20 protein-coding genes and 1 pseudogene are annotated in these 18038 nt (G+C 66.5%); 9 read left to right on the forward strand and 12 right to left on the reverse strand.

What is annotated here, in order from left to right; all coding sequences use genetic code 11:
• The first annotated feature begins 50 nt into the window (after positions 1-50).
• On the forward strand, positions 51-2219 hold the full coding sequence (locus AC5RWU_RS17775; RefSeq protein ID WP_494032780.1) for a beta-glucosidase family protein: 2169 nt from the start codon (positions 51-53) through the stop codon (positions 2217-2219).
• A gap of 131 nt (positions 2220-2350) precedes the next feature.
• Here AC5RWU_RS17775 and AC5RWU_RS17780 read toward each other — a convergent pair whose 3' ends face one another.
• The gene (locus tag AC5RWU_RS17780) at positions 2351-3004 is read right to left on the reverse strand and encodes a response regulator (protein ID WP_494032781.1); all 654 of its coding nucleotides are present in this window, start codon (positions 3002-3004) and stop codon (positions 2351-2353) included.
• Positions 3005-3563: 559 nt separating this feature from the next.
• Here AC5RWU_RS17780 and AC5RWU_RS17785 point away from each other — a divergent pair.
• From AC5RWU_RS17785 to AC5RWU_RS17800, 4 genes and pseudogenes are all read left to right on the forward strand, one after another.
• Positions 3564-3875 (forward strand): hypothetical protein, encoded by a 312-nt coding sequence (locus AC5RWU_RS17785; protein WP_494032782.1) that lies wholly within the window; start codon positions 3564-3566, stop codon positions 3873-3875.
• Positions 3876-4173: 298 nt separating this feature from the next.
• Positions 4174-4361 (forward strand): annotated as a pseudogene (locus AC5RWU_RS17790) (ArsR/SmtB family transcription factor); the annotation flags it as partial.
• Positions 4362-4375: 14 nt separating this feature from the next.
• On the forward strand, positions 4376-4864 hold the full coding sequence (locus tag AC5RWU_RS17795) for an SRPBCC family protein (protein WP_494032783.1): 489 nt from the start codon (positions 4376-4378) through the stop codon (positions 4862-4864).
• A 183-nt stretch (positions 4865-5047) separates the two neighbouring features.
• A complete protein-coding gene (locus AC5RWU_RS17800; protein ID WP_494032800.1) occupies positions 5048-7429 on the forward strand; it encodes an ATP-binding cassette domain-containing protein in 2382 nt (793 codons plus the stop codon).
• Between the two features lie 89 nt (positions 7430-7518).
• Here the strand turns inward: AC5RWU_RS17800 and AC5RWU_RS17805 are convergent, their stop codons facing one another.
• From AC5RWU_RS17805 to AC5RWU_RS17815, 3 genes are all read right to left on the reverse strand, one after another.
• Positions 7519-7716, reverse strand: a complete 198-nt coding sequence (locus AC5RWU_RS17805) for a hypothetical protein (protein WP_494032784.1) — start codon at positions 7714-7716, stop codon at positions 7519-7521.
• Positions 7713-8030 carry a helix-turn-helix domain-containing protein gene (locus AC5RWU_RS17810; RefSeq protein WP_494032785.1) on the reverse strand — a complete coding sequence of 106 codons (318 nt, stop codon included), beginning with the start codon at positions 8028-8030 and terminating at the stop codon, positions 7713-7715. Before AC5RWU_RS17810 ends, AC5RWU_RS17805 begins: the two co-directional genes overlap by 4 nt.
• Positions 8031-8241: 211 nt before the next feature.
• The gene (locus AC5RWU_RS17815) at positions 8242-8946 is read right to left on the reverse strand and encodes an alpha/beta fold hydrolase (RefSeq protein ID WP_494032786.1); all 705 of its coding nucleotides are present in this window, start codon (positions 8944-8946) and stop codon (positions 8242-8244) included.
• A gap of 729 nt (positions 8947-9675) precedes the next feature.
• On the opposite strand from AC5RWU_RS17815, the gene AC5RWU_RS17820 reads away from it, so the two are divergent.
• Complete coding sequence (locus AC5RWU_RS17820) at positions 9676-10260, forward strand: pentapeptide repeat-containing protein (RefSeq protein ID WP_494037120.1); 585 nt, start codon at positions 9676-9678, stop codon at positions 10258-10260.
• 103 nt (positions 10261-10363) lie between these two features.
• Positions 10364-11041, forward strand: coding sequence for an SGNH/GDSL hydrolase family protein (locus AC5RWU_RS17825; protein WP_494032789.1), 678 nt, complete (start codon positions 10364-10366; stop codon positions 11039-11041).
• 216 nt (positions 11042-11257) lie between these two features.
• Here AC5RWU_RS17825 and AC5RWU_RS17830 read toward each other — a convergent pair whose 3' ends face one another.
• From AC5RWU_RS17830 to AC5RWU_RS17860, 7 genes are all read right to left on the reverse strand, one after another.
• Positions 11258-11491 (reverse strand): toxin-antitoxin system YwqK family antitoxin, encoded by a 234-nt coding sequence (locus AC5RWU_RS17830; RefSeq protein WP_494032790.1) that lies wholly within the window; start codon positions 11489-11491, stop codon positions 11258-11260.
• 110 nt (positions 11492-11601) lie between these two features.
• The gene (locus AC5RWU_RS17835; RefSeq protein WP_494032791.1) at positions 11602-12198 is read right to left on the reverse strand and encodes an NADPH-dependent FMN reductase; all 597 of its coding nucleotides are present in this window, start codon (positions 12196-12198) and stop codon (positions 11602-11604) included.
• Positions 12199-12329: 131 nt separating this feature from the next.
• The gene (locus AC5RWU_RS17840) at positions 12330-13316 is read right to left on the reverse strand and encodes an NAD(P)-dependent alcohol dehydrogenase (RefSeq protein WP_494032792.1); all 987 of its coding nucleotides are present in this window, start codon (positions 13314-13316) and stop codon (positions 12330-12332) included.
• On the reverse strand, positions 13313-13546 hold the full coding sequence (locus tag AC5RWU_RS17845) for a helix-turn-helix transcriptional regulator (RefSeq protein WP_494032793.1): 234 nt from the start codon (positions 13544-13546) through the stop codon (positions 13313-13315). The genes AC5RWU_RS17840 and AC5RWU_RS17845 overlap by 4 nt, the downstream gene beginning before the upstream one ends.
• Positions 13540-13968: a hypothetical protein gene (locus AC5RWU_RS17850; RefSeq protein ID WP_494037121.1), complete on the reverse strand. Its 429-nt coding sequence runs from the start codon at positions 13966-13968 to the stop codon at positions 13540-13542. Before AC5RWU_RS17850 ends, AC5RWU_RS17845 begins: the two co-directional genes overlap by 7 nt.
• 93 nt (positions 13969-14061) lie before the next feature.
• A complete protein-coding gene (locus AC5RWU_RS17855) occupies positions 14062-14937 on the reverse strand; it encodes an RNA polymerase sigma-70 factor (RefSeq protein ID WP_494032795.1) in 876 nt (291 codons plus the stop codon).
• A gap of 3 nt (positions 14938-14940) precedes the next feature.
• Positions 14941-16101: an NAD(P)/FAD-dependent oxidoreductase gene (locus AC5RWU_RS17860; RefSeq protein WP_494032796.1), complete on the reverse strand. Its 1161-nt coding sequence runs from the start codon at positions 16099-16101 to the stop codon at positions 14941-14943.
• A gap of 225 nt (positions 16102-16326) precedes the next feature.
• Here AC5RWU_RS17860 and AC5RWU_RS17865 point away from each other — a divergent pair, with 225 nt between their 5' ends.
• Complete coding sequence (locus AC5RWU_RS17865) at positions 16327-16485, forward strand: hypothetical protein (RefSeq protein ID WP_494032797.1); 159 nt, start codon at positions 16327-16329, stop codon at positions 16483-16485.
• Between the two features lie 19 nt (positions 16486-16504).
• On the opposite strand, the gene AC5RWU_RS17870 is transcribed toward AC5RWU_RS17865, so the two are convergent.
• The gene (locus AC5RWU_RS17870; protein ID WP_494032798.1) at positions 16505-17032 is read right to left on the reverse strand and encodes a MarR family winged helix-turn-helix transcriptional regulator; all 528 of its coding nucleotides are present in this window, start codon (positions 17030-17032) and stop codon (positions 16505-16507) included.
• Between the two features lie 90 nt (positions 17033-17122).
• On the opposite strand from AC5RWU_RS17870, the gene AC5RWU_RS17875 reads away from it, so the two are divergent.
• A partial coding sequence (locus AC5RWU_RS17875; protein WP_494032799.1) for a cytochrome c oxidase subunit I occupies positions 17123-18038 on the forward strand: 916 nt, incomplete at its 3' end.

Here is an 18038-nt window from a genome sequence, read left to right on the forward strand (position 1 = left end):
CGCAGGCAGGTGCCCAATCGGATTCAGAAGCAGCTTCGAAGGAGATTGTCATGACCGGCGATGCCACCACGTCCGCCATTACTGATCGTCCGTGGATGGACGGCTCGCGGTCCCCGCGGGAACGGGCCCAGTCGCTTGTTGCCGCCATGACGCTGGAGCAGAAGATCGCGCAGCTGCACGGCGCGATGGAGACCATCGACATCTACGGCCTCACGGCGAGCATGGGTGAGGCTACCGCGGAGGAGATGGAGCAGCTCGCCGCCCAGATCCGGGTGGAGCGTCATGTCACCGGCATCGAGGAGCTCGGGATCCCGCGGTTCCGCATCACCAACGGGCCCGTAGGTGTGGGCATGGGGGACGGCACGCCAAGCCCGCCGGCCACGGCGCTGCCGATGACGATCGGCCTGGCCGCCGGGTTCGACCCGTCGCTGGCGCATGAGTACGGCACGATCATCGGCCGGGAGACCGCCACGCTGGGGCAGCACGTCCTGGAGGGCCCCGGTGTCTGCCTGCACCGGCTCCCGACGGCGGGCCGGAACTTCGAGTACTTCTCCGAGGACCCCTATCTGAGCGGCGTGATGGGCGTGGAGGTGGCCAAGGCCATCCAGGAGCACGACGTCATTGCCATGGCCAAGCACTACGTGGTCAACGACCAGGAGTACGAGCGCTTCCGGGCCAACGTCGAGGTGGACGAGCGGACGCTGCGTGAGCTGTACCTGTTGCCGTTCGAGATGCTGGTCAAGGATGCGAAGATCGCCGCGGTCATGAGCGCGTACAACCGGGTCCGCGGGACCTATGCCACGGAGAACCGTTACCTGCTGCACACGATCCTGCGGGAGGAGTGGGGGTTCGAGGGGTACGTGCAGTCCGACTTCTGGTCCTGCCGCTCGGCCGCCCCGGCGATCAACGCCGGCCTGGACCACGAGATGCCGGACGCCAAGTGGCTCAACGAGGCCAACGTCAAGGCGGCGCTGTCCGACACGAGCCTGGAGATTGAGACGGTGGACCGCGCCCTGGTGCGCCGGTACACGCAGATGTTCCGCTTCGGTCAGTTCGAGCGGCCCTACGCTCCCGGGGAGATCGACGCAAAGGCCCACGGCGCGGTGTCGCGCCGGATCGGCCAGGAGATTGCCGTGCTGTTAAAGAACGACGGCGGCCTCCTCCCTCTGGATCCGAAGGTCACCAGCATTGCCGTCATCGGTCAGGCGACCTACGTGGACGAGGCCTGCCTGGGCGGAGGCGGCAGCTCGAAGGTCGACCCGCTCTATACTGTGCGGCCCATCGAAGGCATGCAGGACGTGCTGGACTCCCTGGGCTCCTCGGCCACCCTCACCAAGGTCACCGTCGCCAACGACCTGTCCAACCTGGACGAAGCCAAGGCTGCGGCGGCAGCTGCCGACGTCGTCGTCATCATGGCCGGGCTGGTGGCCACCGAGGGCGCCGACCAGCCGGATGCCAACATGCTGCACGACCAGAACCGGATGATCGCCGAGGTGGGGCCGGTCAACGCGAGGACCGTCGTCGTGCTCAAGGACGGCAACCCGATCCTCATGCCGTGGATCGATGCCGTCCCGGCCGTGCTGGAGACCTGGAACCAGGGGGCGGAGGACGGCCACGTGGTGGCGGACCTGCTCTTCGGCGTCGTCAATCCGTCCGGCAAGCTGCCCACCACCTACCCGCGAAGCTGGGAGGACACCCCCTTTGCCGGGCACCCCGAGCGCTACCCCGGCACCGACGAAGGCGCCGGCTATCCGGTAATCCGCTACAGCGAGGGCCTGCAGATGGGCTACCGCTGGTACCAGGCCCAGGGCATCGCGCCGCTGTTCCCGTTCGGGTACGGGCTGTCCTTCACCACCTTTGAGGTGTCCGACCTGGCCGTCAGTCCGGCGGAGACCGACGGGACGGCGCCGCTGACAGTGGAGTTCACCCTCGCCAACACGGGGCAGGTGGCCGGCGCGGAAGTGGCCCAGGTCTACCTGGGGTTCCCCGAGGCGGCGCACGAACCGCCGAAGCGCCTGGTCGGCTTCCGGAAGGTCCGGTTGGAGCCGGGTGCGTCGGAGCGGGTCAGCGTGGTCATCGACCCGGACGCGACCAACCACCCGCTGGCGGTGTGGTCGGACGGAGCCCACGGCTTCGTCGTGCTGCCGGGGGAGTACACGGTCTACGTGGGCACCTCGAGCGAGAATACGCCGCTGACGGCGGCGGTGACTATTCGGTAGGGCCGGTAACGGCGGTGCTCAAGGTGAGCGTCGCCGTTGCCAGGCGGGTCCGGCCACACGGGACCGCGGCACTGTAGAACGGCCGAGGGAAATAATCGCTGGTCCACCGGTGCCGTGGTTGGCGTCCGATGCTATGGCTGACGGTTCAGCAGGCCCTGCCGGGTGGCGGTGACGACTGCTTCGAGCTGGGAGTGCGCGCCGAGTTTGGCCAGGATGGATTTGGTGTAGCCGCGGCAGGTGCTGGTGGAAATGCCCAGGGTGTGGGCGTTGGTGCGCACATCGTGGCCGGCGGCCATCAGGCGCAGCACGTCCATTTCCCGCTGGGTTAGCGCTGCCGGCGGGCCCGCTTGCTGCCGGCGGGTCAGGCTGGCCAGCAGCGCCGGAGGGACGATCATGTTGTCGGGTGTGGCCTGGCGCAGGGTCTGCAGCAGGGTGGCCAGCGAGCCGTCCTTGGGCAGGAATGCGCAGATGCCCAGGGCGGCGGCTTGTTGGAGGACGTCGGTGGAGGGGTCGGCGGTGAGCATGATGATGCGTGTATCCGGTGCCTGGGCCAGGATCTGTTCGGCTGCGGCCAGACCGTCTCCGTCCGGCAGGTGGTAGTCCATCACCACCACCTCCGGCCGTGCCTGCTGGAACATGGCCACACCGGCCGCCGCGCTTGTGGCGTACCCGAGGCTGGCCAGGTCCGGTTCCCGCTCCAGGGCCCCGGTCAGCAGCTCAGCGAATGTCGTATGGTCCTCCACGACCAGCACGCTCGTGCACTGGCCAGGGCCGTCTATGGCCATGATGTTCCTCCTATGCGCCCCAACCCATCCCGCAGGGACTGTGCTGCTCGGTCGCGTGATGGGGTGCGGCCGGGAGTCTGGCGGTGAAGTGTACAGAGGGCCCTCAGCATGGACGGATCAGCTGACGACCGGCACTGCTTAGGCGCGGACGTTTGTGCTGCCTCTTTCCGGTTTCGGATCTAGCCAGAGTTCCGCGGGAGGGAGCCCGCAAGGCCCCGATCGAAGGAAATCGTCAACTTCAGCCTTCCGATGGAAGACTCAGCGCACACCGGACCATGATTCGGTGCGCGTAACCAACGGGATAACGAATTACCCTACGTAATTAATCTTAAGCCGCTGACGCGGTGAAGGATCTGCAATGATCCGAAATTGATGAAAGACATTATTCTCTAACGTTTTCCCAAGGGGAAATGACAAAATGCCTGCGGTTTACGGATCGGGAATGAATTAGCGCTGCATTTGCCGCTCATACTCCAACCGTCAACGGCTGCAGCGAGAAGATCCGCGAACCCGAAGGGGTGCCGATCGGCACTTCGAAAACCATGATTCGGAGAAGACCATGCAGAAGAAGACCAGACAGATTATCGGAACGGCGGCGGTTTCCGGCATTTTTCTCGCCGGCGGAGTCACCTCAGCCCAGGCTGCCGAAGACATCGAAGACACCACAGGTGTTGCCACCGAAGCCGTAAGCACCGAGGCCACCGCCGCGCAGGATCCGCTCGGGGACGAGGAAGAGGACCCGTATCCGGACGAGGATGAAGCGGACGAAGAAGAAGAGGACGAAGAAGAAGAGGACGAAGAAGAAGAGGACAAGGACAAGGACCAGGACAAGGACGACAAGGACAAAGACCAGGACAAGGACCAGCACTAGGCTGACGACGAGGATCCAGCCAAGGACCTTCTGCCGGTCGTCGAAGACTAGTCCAATAGCACTCAAGTTATCGGGCCTTCCGCACGCGGCAGGCCCGCCTTTTTGCGCACAGCAGGCCCGTTCCAGGCCCGGGATCGTTCGCGAGGTAAGCCGTCGGGCGCGGCCTCGCGCCAGTCAGGACCTGCTGCATTGGTTCACGCCCGAGCCTGTTTGCAAGATTGCGGGACAGGTCTTGATCCTTTCCGGCCGGTGCTGCCATGATGACCGGTAAGAACGCCCGCCCCTTCCCAGGCAGCCCATGAGTTTCGCCGCGGTGCAGAAGCACGTGGCGGTGCTGGAGCGCGCTTGCTGGAAAGGCGCGGACGGGAGCAGATTGTGCGCGTGAACCTGGAAGCGGTACGCGGGGCGTGGCGGCTGTTCGATGAGTACGAAGCGATCTGGCGGCAGCGGGTCGACCGGATCTCGGACATCCTCGCAGAGGGATAGGGAAAGGCACCACAATGACAGTCATCAGTGTGAACACCGATCCGAAGGCCTTGAGCCTGACTGTCGTCGCGGAGTTCGACGAGGCGGTTGAGCGGGTCTGGCAGGTATGGGAGGACCCGCGGCAGCTGGAGCGCTGGTGGGGGCCGCCGACCTGGCCCGCCACGTTCGAGGAGCACGAGTTCGTGCCCGGCGGCTCAGCCAGCTACTTCATGACCGGTCCGGAGGGGGAAAAGAGCCGCGGGTGGTGGAAATTCACCGCTATCGAGGCTCCGCACCGCCTGGAGTTCGACGACGGTTTCGCCGACGAAAACGGCGAACCGGTGGCCGACATGGGGACGACCCATGCCGTAGTGAGGCTCGAGGACGTCGGCGGCCGCACCCGGATGACCACCCTGAGCACGTTCGAGAGCGCCGAGCAGCTGGAGCAGATGCTGGCCATGGGCATGGAGGAAGGCCTGAAGCAGGCCATGGGCCAGATTGACGGCGTCCTCGCAGACGGATGACAGCGGCAGCGTCCGCATAACGACAAGGGCCTCTGACCCGGGAGTTTCTCCCAGGCAGAGGCCCTTGTCGCGGTTCGCCGCCCCGGCCGGCACCGTCGAATAAGGTAGGCAATGGACAGTTCCCGCGACCGCGCGGGCGGACCGTGAAGGATTCCCCGCATGACAGATGGAGACACGATGAGCATGGCCACGACGGCAACCACTCAGTCGCCTGCGCTGCCCGTTGCCGACAGCCACGACCTGATCCGTGTGCAGGGCGCGCGTGTGAACAACCTCAAGGACGTCAGCGTGGAGATCCCCAAACGTCGCCTGACGGTGTTTACCGGAGTCTCCGGCTCGGGCAAGAGCTCGCTGGTGTTCGGTACGATCGCCGCGGAGTCACAGCGGATGATCAACGAGACCTACAGCGCCTTCGTCCAGGGCTTCATGCCGACGCTGGCCCGACCCGAGGTTGACGTGCTCGAAGGCCTGACGACCGCGATCATCGTCGACCAGGAGCGAATGGGCGCCAACCCGCGCTCCACCGTCGGCACCGCCACCGACGCCAACGCCATGCTGCGCATCCTCTTCAGCCGGCTGGGCGACCCGCACATCGGCTCGCCCAACGCGTACTCGTTCAACATTCCCACGGTTCGTGCCAGCGGCGCGATTACAGTTGAACGCGGCAACAAGACCAAGGCGGAGAAGGCGACGTTCAACCGGCTCGGCGGCATGTGCCCGCGCTGCGAGGGTATGGGTGCGGTCAATGACTTCGATCTGAGCGCGCTGTACGACGACACGAAGTCGCTCAGCGAGGGCGCGCTCACCGTCCCCGGTTACAGCATGGACGGCTGGTACGGCCGCATCTTCAGCGGCGCCGGCTTCAACATGGACAAGCCGATCGGAAAGTTCACGAAGCAGGAGCTCCACAAGCTGCTCTACGGAGAGCCGACCAAGATCAAGGTGGAGGGGGTCAACCTAACCTACGAGGGCATAATTCCCAAGATCCAGAAGTCGATGCTCTCCAAGGACGTCGATGCAATGCAGCCGCACATCCGCGCCTTCGTGGAGCGGGCGGTGACGTTCACAACCTGCCCCGAGTGCGACGGTACCAGGCTCGGCCCCGAAGCCCGGTCCTCGAAGATCAAGGGGAAGAACATCGCCGACCTGTGCTCGATGCAGATTAGCGACCTGGCCGGCTGGATCCGGGACCTCGACGAGCCGTCAGTGGCCCCGCTGCTGACCGGACTGCAGCACCTGCTCGACTCGTTCGCGGAGATCGGCCTGGGCTACCTCTCGCTGGACCGGCCGGCAGGCACGCTGTCCGGGGGAGAGGCACAGCGGACGAAGATGATCCGCCACCTCGGTTCCTCACTCACCGATGTCACGTATGTCTTCGATGAACCGACCATCGGCCTGCACCCGCACGACATCCAGCGAATGAACGAACTCCTGCTGCAACTGCGGGACAAGGGCAACACCGTGCTCGTCGTCGAGCACAAGCCCGAGATGATGGCGATCGCCGACCACGTCGTCGACCTCGGCCCGCGCGCCGGCAGCGAGGGCGGGGAAGTGGTGTTCGAGGGGACCATCGACGGGCTGCGCGCCAGCGACACGCTTACCGGCAGGCACCTCGACGACCGCGCGGCACTCAAGGAGACGGTGCGGACGCCGAAAGGCGCGCTCGAGGTCCGCGGCGCCGGCACCAACAATCTGCAGGACGTCGACGTCAACATCCCGCTCGGGGTGCTCTGCGTGGTCACCGGCGTCGCCGGCTCCGGCAAGAGCTCATTGATCCACGGCTCGGTCGCCAGCCGCGACGGCGTGGTGGTGATCGACCAGGGCGCGATCCGCGGTTCGCGACGGAGCAACCCGGCGACGTACACCGGCCTGCTGGAGCCGATCCGCAGGGCGTTCGCAAAGGCCAATGGCGTGAAGCCGGGGCTCTTCAGCTCCAACTCCGAGGGCGCCTGCCCCACCTGCAACGGCGCCGGCGTCATCTACACCGACCTTGGCGTCATGGCCACCGTCGAATCCACCTGCGAGGACTGCGAGGGGAAGCGGTTCCAGCCATCGGTGCTGGAGTACACGTTGGGCGGCCGGAACATCGCCGAGGTCCTCGCGATGTCCGTGACCGAGGCCGAGGAGTTCTTCGGCGCCGGCGAGGCACGCACGCCGGCCGCCCACAAGATCCTTGACCGGCTCGCCGACGTCGGGCTCGGCTACCTCTCGCTGGGTCAGCCGCTGACTACGCTGTCCGGCGGCGAGCGGCAGAGGCTCAAACTGGCCACCCAGATGGCGGAGAAGGGCGACGTCTACGTCCTCGACGAGCCGACCACCGGCCTGCACCTCGCCGATGTTGAGCAGCTGCTCGGGCTGCTGGACCGGCTCGTCGACTCCGGCAAATCGGTCATCGTCATCGAGCACCACCAGGCGGTCATGGCGCACGCCGACTGGATCATCGACCTCGGCCCCGGCGCCGGCCACGATGGCGGCCGGATCGTCTTCGAGGGGACCCCCGCCGACCTCGTCGCCGCCCGTTCCACCCTCACCGGAGAGCACCTCGCGGCCTACGTCGGCGCCTGACTGGGGCCCTTGTCCCGTGAGGGCAACGGTTCCGGTGATTGTCTCAAGCACCGGAACCGCTGCCGTTGGTCCTGTTGTCTGACTGTTTGTTAATGGGCCGGCGCCAGCTCCGGTTCCGGGTTCTTGCTGCGTGCGGACAGGGACCAGATCGCTGCCATGGCCAGGGCGGAGAGGACCAGCGGGCCACCGAACAGGATGAAGATATTTTCTGCGGCCCAGCCGCCGGCAAGCAGGTAACCGACCACGATGGGTGAAATGATCGAGACCAGACGGCCGATTCCAATCATCCAGCCGATGCCCGTACCCCGATCGCGGGTGCAAAGAGGCCTGGTGTCGTCGCCGCCTGGCGCAGGCCGAGCGTGGACGAAGCACGGGAGGCAACCTCCCACAGGCGCACCCCGATCCGCACCTTCCGGTCCTCGCCGCGCTGCAGCCAGCCATAACCGGCCAGTTCCTCAACCAGCCGTGAGGCGGTGGCGATATGCAGGCCGCTACGGCGGGCAAGCTCGGTAACGGTCATAGCCGAATTATCGGGGCCAAAGGCTTCGACGATCCGGACGGCACGGGAGAGCACCGATTCTCCCCCCTGTGTGCGCGCCATGACTACAGCTTCCGCGAAGGCATCGGGAATGTCGAAAAAACTGGTCCGGCACCTGGCTTCCTGACCGGGGTGCCGGGCTGCCGCCGTCGTAGTTCACTGCCAGCTGTGGACCCGCAGGAGGCAGGAGACCATGATGGCTCCGGCGGTCTGACGGGCCGCAGAAAAGGTACGACGTCGGCACTCGGGGAGTGCCGACGTCGTACCCTTGGTTTCACGCCGTGCGGTCGACGGCGGCCAGGATGGCCGCGCCGAGTTCGGCTGGCCTGGTGAACTGGGGCCAGTGCCCGGTGGGCAGGTCTACGTACTCGACGTCACGGATTCGCGCGAGTTCGGTCACGTAGGGGTGGCCGGCGGCGATCCATTCGGTGAGTACGGCGGACGGGTATGCGCAGGCGATGACCGTGGCCGGGACGTCGTAGCGGCGCTCGTCGGTGAGGTGCTGCCGGTCGTAGGCCACGCCCCGCGGCTGGGCGACGGCGCGGGCGCGGAACGTAGCCCGCAGGCTGTCGTCGAGGTCGGTGAGGTCGGCCTCCTCGAAAGCGTCCCATGGCGGCAGTGGCACCTCGTCACCCTCTACCGCCAATTGGTCGTTGATGGCGCCGCCCTCACCGAGCGGGCCGGCGTCCACGTACACGGCGCGGGCCACGCGCTCCGGGCGCGCGTCCACGGCGCCGTGGATGATGGCCCCGCCGCCGGAGTGTCCGACCAGGACCACCGGGCGGTCGACGGCGTCGACGGCGGCAACGACTGCGTCGATATGCTCGCGCAGCCTGATGCCGGCACGCGGCGCGTCGGACGCCTCCAGCCCGGGCAGCGTGAGCGGGTGGACCAGATGCCCCGCCGCGGCAAGTGGCGGGGTGACTTCCGACCACGACGAGGCATCCAGCCAGAACCCGGGAACCAGGATGATGTCCATGGCGGTAGCCTACGCAACTCTGCTGGAATGTGGCGGGCCCTCGCGCGCGTCGCCGGGTAGCGTTACGAATAATCGACGTTGGCGATCGCCAGCTCAAGACATCCCGTGAATGACCGGGCACGGACAAGATCCTGATGCACTTCCACGTACCGGTCCCGATCTTCCTCGGCCACGATGACATGTCCCGCAATGATCACCAGGGGCCGGCCGGCCCCGGTTTGCGCCGCAGACGTCTGCCCGGGTCTTGGTTTGTTGGCGTCTGGGCGCCGATGCGCAGCGCTGGCCTGCGGGTATGCTGGTGCGCAGTGATTGCTCAATTTTCTCTGTGATCCAGCCTCCTGCTGGCTGTCTGTCGCTCCGCCGCGGAGCGGTGATCCAGCATGCCCGGAAGGGGAACCCGACGACGGGTTCCCGCTATCCATCCGACTGACACTGACATCACCCAGGGGAAAACACATGATTATCTCCTCCACTTCACCTGCGCTGCAGGACAGGGAATCTCTGCGTCCCGACTGCAGGAACTGCTTCGCGCTCTGCTGCACCGCCTTCGGGTTTTCCCGATCGGCGGATTTCGCCGTAGACAAGCCGGCAGGCTCACCCTGCCGGAACCTCGAACCGGATTTCTCCTGCGGAATCCACGGAACGCTGCGCTCGCGGGGGTTCCGCGGCTGTACGGTCTTTGACTGCTTCGGCGCGGGCCAGGCCGTCTCTCAGAGCTTGTTTGGCGGTGTGAGCTGGCGTGAGAACCCGGACTCGAAACCCGGGATGTTCGCAGCGTTCAAGGTCATGAGGCAGCTGCACGAGATGCTCTGGTATCTGGCCGAGGCACAGACGCGCACCTTTGATCCTGACGCCGCACGCGCAGTGAAGGAGCTCGGCGGCACCGTCGGACGCTTCACGGCCGGCAGCGCGGCGGACCTGATTGATCTGGACCTGGAGGCCATCCGGAGCGAGGTTCGGCGGGTGCTTATGGACATCAGCGAGGAAGCGCGGGCCTCCTACTTTGCCGCAGGCGATGATCACCTGGACCCGGAGCTGCACCCCGGGGCAGACCTGATGGGAAAGAATCTGAGCCGGCGCCGACTCTGCGGCGCGGATCTGCGGGGCGCTTACCTGATCGCGGCAGACCTGCGGGGAAGCGACCTGTGCGGTGTCGACCTGCTCGGGGCCGACCTGCGGGATGCCCGGCTGGAGGGTGCGGACCTGTCGGGGGCCCTGTACGTGACCCAGCCTCAGCTCAATGCTGCGCGGGGGAACCATGAAACGCGGCTGCCCCGGGGTTTGGCGGCTCCCCCGTATTGGTCCGGGGCTTAACCGGGAAGCGCGTCTGAACCGGCGACAGCTGGACGCGTAGCTGTAGGAGTTGGACTCTTAAAGTCCTCGACCGGTCGGCCGGTCAGCCCAGTGGGAGGGACAAATGACAATAGCGGCGAAGGAACCGGATCCCGGCCATGTTGTCCTGCTGGGTGACTCCATTTTCGACAACAAGGCCTATGTCCCGGGCTGCCCGGATGTCGTGGTGCAGCTCAGGGAGGAGCTCCCAACGGGCTGGACTGCCAGTCTGCTGGCGGTGGACGGGGACGTAACATCCGGCGTCGTCCGCCAGCTTCGTTTTCTGCCGGCGGACGCAACGCACCTTGTGGTCAGTGCCGGCGGAAACGACGCCTTGGGGTTCGCTTACCTGCTCGACGAACGGGCCGGGACCGTCGCCGAGGCCCTCAGCCTCCTTGCCGGCGCCCAGAAGCAGTTTGCCGCCAGTTATGCCACGATGCTCGATGCGGTGTGCGCGGCAGGTCTGCCGACAGCTGTCTGCACCATCTACGACACGCCTCCGTCTGCGCCCAACCAGCGGATCATCAAGACGGCGGTTGCTGTCTTCAACGACTGCATCACCAGGGCCGCCATCGTCCGCAGCGTCTCTGTGATCGACCTTCGGCTGATCTGCAGCGAGGACGGGGACTACGCGAACCCGATCGAACCTTCCGCCCAGGGCGGCAGGAAAATAGCGCAGGCCATCGCCGCGTTGCTGGTTGACCGCGATGCACCTCGTTCCACCGTTATCGGCGCCCCAGTTGGTCCGGGGAAACGGGTGTAACTGAAAAGCCGTACGACGGCGGCACCCGGGTGAGTACCGCGGCCGAGCGTATTCTTGGACGCATCGCTCGGCGCCTTCCTGGCCCTGCTGGCTCTTGGGCTGGCGGTCCGCCGCCAGTATTCCGCCACCCGGTGGTCGCCGGTGTCGTTGATGCCAGGGCTGGCGCCGGTGCCTGCGGCAAGCCAGCGGATGGGGCGGTGGCGGTTGGCCCGCTGCCTAGGACCCGAAGTCGGTTTCCTTGTAGGGGGCGCCGTGCTTGTCATAAGTGGTCCATAGGCCCACCTGCGTGCCGCGGTCGAAGGTTCCAGAACGCATCATGGTGCCGTCGACCCGGAACCACTCCCAGTAGCCGTGGAAATGGCCGTCGAGCATGGATCCGCGGGCCCAGAGGCTGCCGTCCTTGTGGCGCTTTTCGTACGGTTCCCCCGTGCCGCCGTCGTTGTTGTCCATGACCGCATTCTGCCAGCCCGCGCCGACATCGGTGGCAATCTGCCACGGCAACCGCCCGCCCGGTGCACCACGGGGGGCGCCCGCCAGCGGCCGTCACCTATAGCGGTGGGTCACTTGGTCGAGTCGGGATCTTCGTCGCCGATGTGGCCGGGCGCCGAAGCCAGCACGCGCTGGACGAAGGCGTGGTATTCCTCCATGTAATGGCGCAGGAATCCGGCCGTGCTCTCATCCTTGACCTCGCCGTCGTCGCCGAAGACCTCGGGCTTGAAGGAGATGTAAGCCTCCGGGGCGTTGAGCTGCGGGGCGTCGAGGAAGCTCAGGACACTGCGCATTGAGGACTGCATGACGGCCGTGCCGATGCCGCCGGGGGAGGCGCCGATGATGCCGGTAGGCTTGCGGGCGAAGGAGTTGGACCCCCAGGGCCGGGAGCCCCAGTCGATCGCGTTCTTCAGGGCGCCGGGGATGGACCGGTTGTACTCCGGGGAAACAAACAGGATGCCGTCCGAGCCCTCGATGGCCTGCTTCAGGTTCCGTGCCTCGGACGGGAAGTCGGCGTCGTAGTCCCAGCTGTACAGTGGGAGGTCTTTGATGGGGATCTCGGTGAATTCGAGCTCCGAGGGCGCGAGCTTGATCAGCGCTTTGGAGAGAGTCCGGTTGATGGAGCCGGTGGCCAGGCTCCCGATGAAGTAACCGATCTTGTAAGCCATTGCAGTGTTCCTTCCCTCAGCCGGCCGGAGCCGGCTCGTCAACTCAGTGTTGCTGGATCAGACATGCACAAGACGTCTCCCGGTCTAGCACAACTCCCTGTGAGTGGCCAGTGCCGCGGGCGGCGCAACGGTTAAGCAGGGTAGGACGGCATCCTGATGACGAGCTTGCCGTGCGCCCGGCCGGCCCGGAGATCACGAATGGCTTCGCCGGCATCGCTGAGCGGATAAACCTTGCCGATTACCGGCGTGACGTGGCCGGCCTCGATCAGGTCCCGCAGTTCCCGAAGGTCTTCGGGGCGTTCGGCGGACATGATGGCGCGCAGCTTCTGGCCGATGAAGGGAGACAGCAGCAGCGCCCGCAGTTGGCGGTCCACGCCCCCAAAGATGCGCCCGCCGCCTTCGCCGCCGGCGATGGCCAGGGTGCCGCGGGGTGTCAGGACGCGGCGGAGGCGGGACAGCGGGTGGTTGCCGGCGATGTCGAGAATGAAGTTGTAGCGGCGCCCGCCGTCGGCAAAGTCCTCGCGAGTGTAGTCAAAGACGTGGTCCGCGCCGATGGACCGCACGAGGTCCACCTTGGCGGTACTGCACACTCCGGTGACGTTCGCGCCGAAGGCCTTGGCGAGCTGGACCGCGAACGTGCCGACCCCGCCGCCCGCGCCGATGATGAGGACGTGCTGCCCTGGGCGCGGCTGGCCTGCATCCCGGAGGCCGTGGAGGGCGGCACAGGCCGAAACGGGTACGGCGGCCGCCTGTTCGAACGTAAGATTGGCGGGCTTTGGCTCGAGCCGGTCCGCACGGACACGGGTGTACTCGGCATACGTGCCGCTGAGGGACGTGCCGAACACCTCGTCGCCCGGCTGGAACCGGGTGACGTTCGGGCCAACCGCTGCGACGCGGCCCGCCACGTCCCGTCCGCGAACGTGCATTTTTGGCCTGCGCAGTCCGGCGAACAGGCGCAGCAGGTAAGGCTGGCCGGCCATGAGATGCCAGACGCCGGCGTCGACGCCCGCCGCATGCACCTGCACCAGTACCTCGTCGTCCCCGACGTCCGGCTTGGCGATGTCGTCGAGGCGCAGGACGTCGGGCGGTCCGTAGGTGTGCTGCACGATGGCTTTCATGGCGTTTCTCCTTCTTCGGCCGGGTACTGGAACACTTCGTCCAGCGGCACCCCGAACACGTGGGCGATTTGGAAGGCCATTTCCAGCGAGGGCGAGTAGCGGCCCTGCTCGATGGCGATGATGGTCTGGCGGGTCACGCCGGTGCGGTCTGCCAGCTCGGCCTGGGTCATTTCCCCGTGCGCAAACCGCAGCCGCCTGATGTCGTTCGTGATCCTGGTGGGCTTCACCATGCCGGGAGGCCCCGGCGGTAGGCGATGACCTTGGCTACGGAACCGAGGACCGCCGACAGGACGAAGGCGAGGTAGACCGCGTTGGCGATCCAAAAGTACGGCAATTCCACCATCGCCATCACAAGCGCGCAGACGCCTCCAATGACGAGGAAGGACTGGCCGGCGTACTCCCCGAACCGGGAGATCTCCCGGTCCCGCTGATCCTTCTTCCCCGCGCCTTCAGGCATGGCGACGGCAAACAGGATGTTCAGCAGGATCGACGCGGCGATGGCCCCGCCGATCGTCCAGAGCATCGTCGGGACGTAGGGTACCTCAGGCAGCGGAACGGTGCCCGCCCGCCCGAGGATGACGGCAAGATAGACCGCGTAGGCGGCGACCGCCGTCACCAGCATGATCCAGGCGTTTCTTTCCTCAGAACCCACCTCTGCTCCCCCCATAGGTCGAGTGTTCATGTAAAGAATCTCATACATGGTGTGTCAAGAAACAATGACTTTTCTGGATGGGTTCTGCGGGAGTTACCTCGCCATGGCCCTCGCTCCGGTCCCTGCCGCCAGCTTGTCCGGGTTGCGGACCAGGTAGACGCCGGTGACCTGGTCGCCGCGCACCTCCACCGTGGCGGCGAGTTCTACGCGGTCCCCGCTGAACACCAGCAGGCCGGGCATGCCGTTGAGGGTGGAGAGTTCCACGCGCATGTCCGGCACTGGATTCGACGAGATGCCGACCAGGAAGCGGGCGACCCGCTCGGCGCCAAGCACCGGCTTGCGTGCCGCGGTGACCTTGCCGCCGCCGTCGGACAGCAGGACGGCCCCCGGGGCGAGTGCGTCCATGAGGGCCTGCAGGTCACCTCCAAGCGTGGCGGCCATGAACCGCTCCGCCACTTCCCGCTGCTGCCCGTCGCCGGCCTCGAAGCGCGGCCGCCGGGCCCTGACGTGCTCCCTGGCGCGGTGGGCGAGCTGGCGGACAGCCGGGAGGGATTTGCCGGTGGCGTCCGCGACGTCGGCATAAGGGAAATCGAACACCTCGCGGAGCACAAACACCGCCCGTTCCTCGGGCGACAGCGACTCCAGCACCACCAGCATGGCAATGGACAGTGACTCACTTAGCACCGCATCCTCAGCCACATCGGCGCCGGTCACGAGCGGCTCGGGCAGCCACGGACCCACGTACTCCTCGCGCCGGCGCTGGGCCGAACGGAGCGAATTCAGCGCGGTGCGGGTGGCGATCCTGGCCAGGTAGGCGCGGGGATTGACGACGGCGGCATCCTCCACCGTTGTCCACTTCAGATAGCTGTCCTGGACCACGTCCTCGGCGTCGGTAACGGTTCCAGTGACCTCGTAGGCGATGGTGAACAGCAGGGAGCGGTGCTCCTCGAAAACCTCCGCTGCGCCCATGCCTTACCGCGCCTCCGCTGGCCGCGGGCCGCGGGGCCAGGTGTACGAGCCGCTGCGGCGCGCTTCGCCGCGGATCCATGCGAGAGTCATCCGGCAGATCTGTTCCTTTCCGAATCCGGCCAACCGTCCGCGGACCGCCAACCGGCGCGGCCGGTCGTCCGCATGCACCGATTGGAGGAGGCCGGAGGCGCGTCCCAGGCTGATACACCTCACCATAAACCCGGCGGAGAACTTCTTCGGCACACGCTGCTGAAGCCGGGCAATGATGGCATCCGCGGCGTGCGCGCCCATGGGCATGGCCGCGGCGCAGCTCATGCGCAGGTGGCCGGCCACTGCGGCGGGTGGGCGGACGGCGTCGCCGGCGTCGAAGATCTCCGGATGCTCCGGGCAGGCGAGCGAGTCGTCCACCAGCAGCCTGCCGGCGGCGTCGGTGGGCAGGCCGCTGCCGCGCGCCAGGGCGGGAGCGGTGAATCCGGCAGTCCAGACGGTGCAGTCCGAGGGCAGCCAAGTGCTGGCCGACGTCGTCAATTGCCCGCCGCCGGACGGTACCGCTTCGGTGTCCTCCATGAGGTCGACGCCCAGGCTGCGGAGCCGCCTCAACAGTTCGCGGCGGCCGGCGGCGGAGAGATCTTCTCCAATCCCACCGCGGGAGACGAGCCGGACGCGCAGCCGCGGGTGCTGCTCGGCGATTTCCGCGGCAGCCTCGATCCCGGTCAGGCCGCCACCGATAACACTCACCGCTGCGCCCGCTGCCAGCTGCTCCAGCCGCGACCGCAGACGGCCGGCGCCCTGCGCATCGTGCAGGTCGAAGCCGTCCGGGTCCGCTGCCGCACTGGAGCTGCCCACCGCGTACAGCAGCGAGTCGTACTCCAGCGGTTCGCGGCCGTCCGTGAAGTGCACAGTGCGGGCCGCCGGATCGATCCCTGCGGCGGTGCCAACAACGACGGCGGCACGCGGGTGCAGCAGCGAACGCAGCGGCACCGAGGCTGATTCCCGGCTTCCGGCCGCGACCTCGTGCAGCCGGATCCGTTCCATGAAATCCCCGGACGGATTGATGACTGTCACGCTGGCCGCGCCGGCGATCTTCCTGCTACCGGCCAGCCGGTTGGCCGCCATGACCCCCGCGTAGCCGGCCCCGATGATGATGATCCGATGCGCAGACACCGTGACTCCTTTACTTGAAGCGATAGACACACATAGGACACCGGCGGGGGGCGGATTTGTGACAAGCACGTCCGCGGGCGGCTGTTCCGGGCAATCAGGGTTCAGACAGGGTCCGGATCAGGGGAACCCCCGATCCGGAGAATCCGCCCGCAGGTCCGGTGGACGGAAGCGCGACGGCGGCGGGCTGCCGTCAGCGCGTCGGTCGGCTATTCGCTGGTGCTCGCCGTGAGCATTTTCCAGGCCTATACCGGCCAGGCCCCGCTGGTCCTCGGCATCTCCGCGCTGCTCGCAGCCCTGGCCGGAGCCGTCCTCATCGCCGTGCCCTACGCCCAGGTTGGCTGGCAAATCCTCCGCCGAAGCCCGGGCGCGCTTCCCGTCCAGTAAGTCCCGGCATCTTGAACTACTACGCCGGCTCCACCTGGGCCATAAGGTGCTTCAGTGCCCTGACAAGTTCCGGCCGCCGGTCTCCGAGGCCCGCGAGGAGACCGGCTTCAAAGGCATAGTGTTCGGGCAGGTAGCTATCCAGCCGCTTCAGCCCTTCCGGGCTCAACTGCACCCGGACGGACCGCCGGTCGGCAGTTGAGGGGACGCGCTGAATCCATCCGGCGGACTCCAGCCGCTTTAGCCGTCCCGAGATGCCTGCGGAGGAGACCAGCATGTCCCGCTCCAGCTGGCGGGGCGTTCGGGCATAGGGTTCCCCGGCCCGCCGGAGGGTGCGCAGCAGCTCGAAGTCACCCAGGTTGTCGATCGGCCAGCCGGGGATCCGGCGGAGCTGGCGCGCCTGTGCTTCGTCGAGCAGGCGGCCCAGCCGGTGGATCCGCGCCAGGACCTCCGCGGGGCTGACATCCAGCTCCGGCCAGGCGTGCGCCCATTCTGCAGCGGCGCGGTCCACGGCATCGTTCTCGGGGCCGCCGGTCTCATCATTTGGCATGCCTAGTATTATGCCTCGCTTTGATAGATAGCTCGCGAGCGAGATAAAGTGAGGAAGGGCCGAGGATCCGCTGAGCAGGAGGAGACGGGTATGAGCACGACAGCCGAATACACAGACAGCCGGGCCGCGGCGGCGCGGGGGAGGCCGGCGGTCCCCAAGTCGAAGGGGAGGATTGTGGTCAACTGGATCACCTCCACCGACCACAAGACCATCGGGTACATGTACCTGATCTCGTCCTTCGTCTTTTTCTGCATCGGCGGCATCATGGCGCTGGCTGTGAGGGCGGAACTGTTCGAGCCCGGCATGCAGATCCTGCAGACCAAGGAACAGTACAACCAGCTGTTCACGATGCACGGCACCGTGATGCTGTTCATGTTCGCCACACCGCTGTTCACCGGATTCGCCAACGTGATGGTGCCGCTGCAGATCGGAGCTCCGGATGTTGCCTTCCCGCGCCTGAACGCGCTGGCCTTCTGGTTCTTCCTCTTCGGCAGCCTGATCGCGCTTTCCGGCTTCATCACCCCGCAGGGCGCCGCCTCCTTCGGCTGGTTCGCCTATGCGCCGCTGTCGAATACTACGTTCTCGCCCGGCGCCGGCGGGGATCTGTGGGTCTTCGGGCTGCTGCTTCAGGGTTTCGGCACCATCCTTGGTGCGGTCAACTTCATCACCACGATCATCTGCATGCGTGCCCCGGGCATGACCATGTGGCGGATGCCGATCTTCACCTGGAACGCCCTGATTACGTCCATGCTGGTCCTGATGGCGTTCCCGCCGCTGGCCTCCGCCCTGGCCGCACTGGGCATGGACCGGCGCCTGGGATCCCATATCTTTAATCCGGAGAACGGCGGGGCCATCCTGTGGCAGCACCTGTTCTGGTTCTTCGGCCACCCGGAGGTCTACATTCTGACGCTGCCGTTCTTCGGCATCGTCTCGGAGATCTTCCCGGTCTTCAGCCGCAAGCCGATCTTCGGCTACAAGGGCCTGGTCTACGCCACCATCGCCATCG

The sequence above is a fragment of the Arthrobacter sp. B0427-1-12 genome (genome assembly GCF_059092905.1).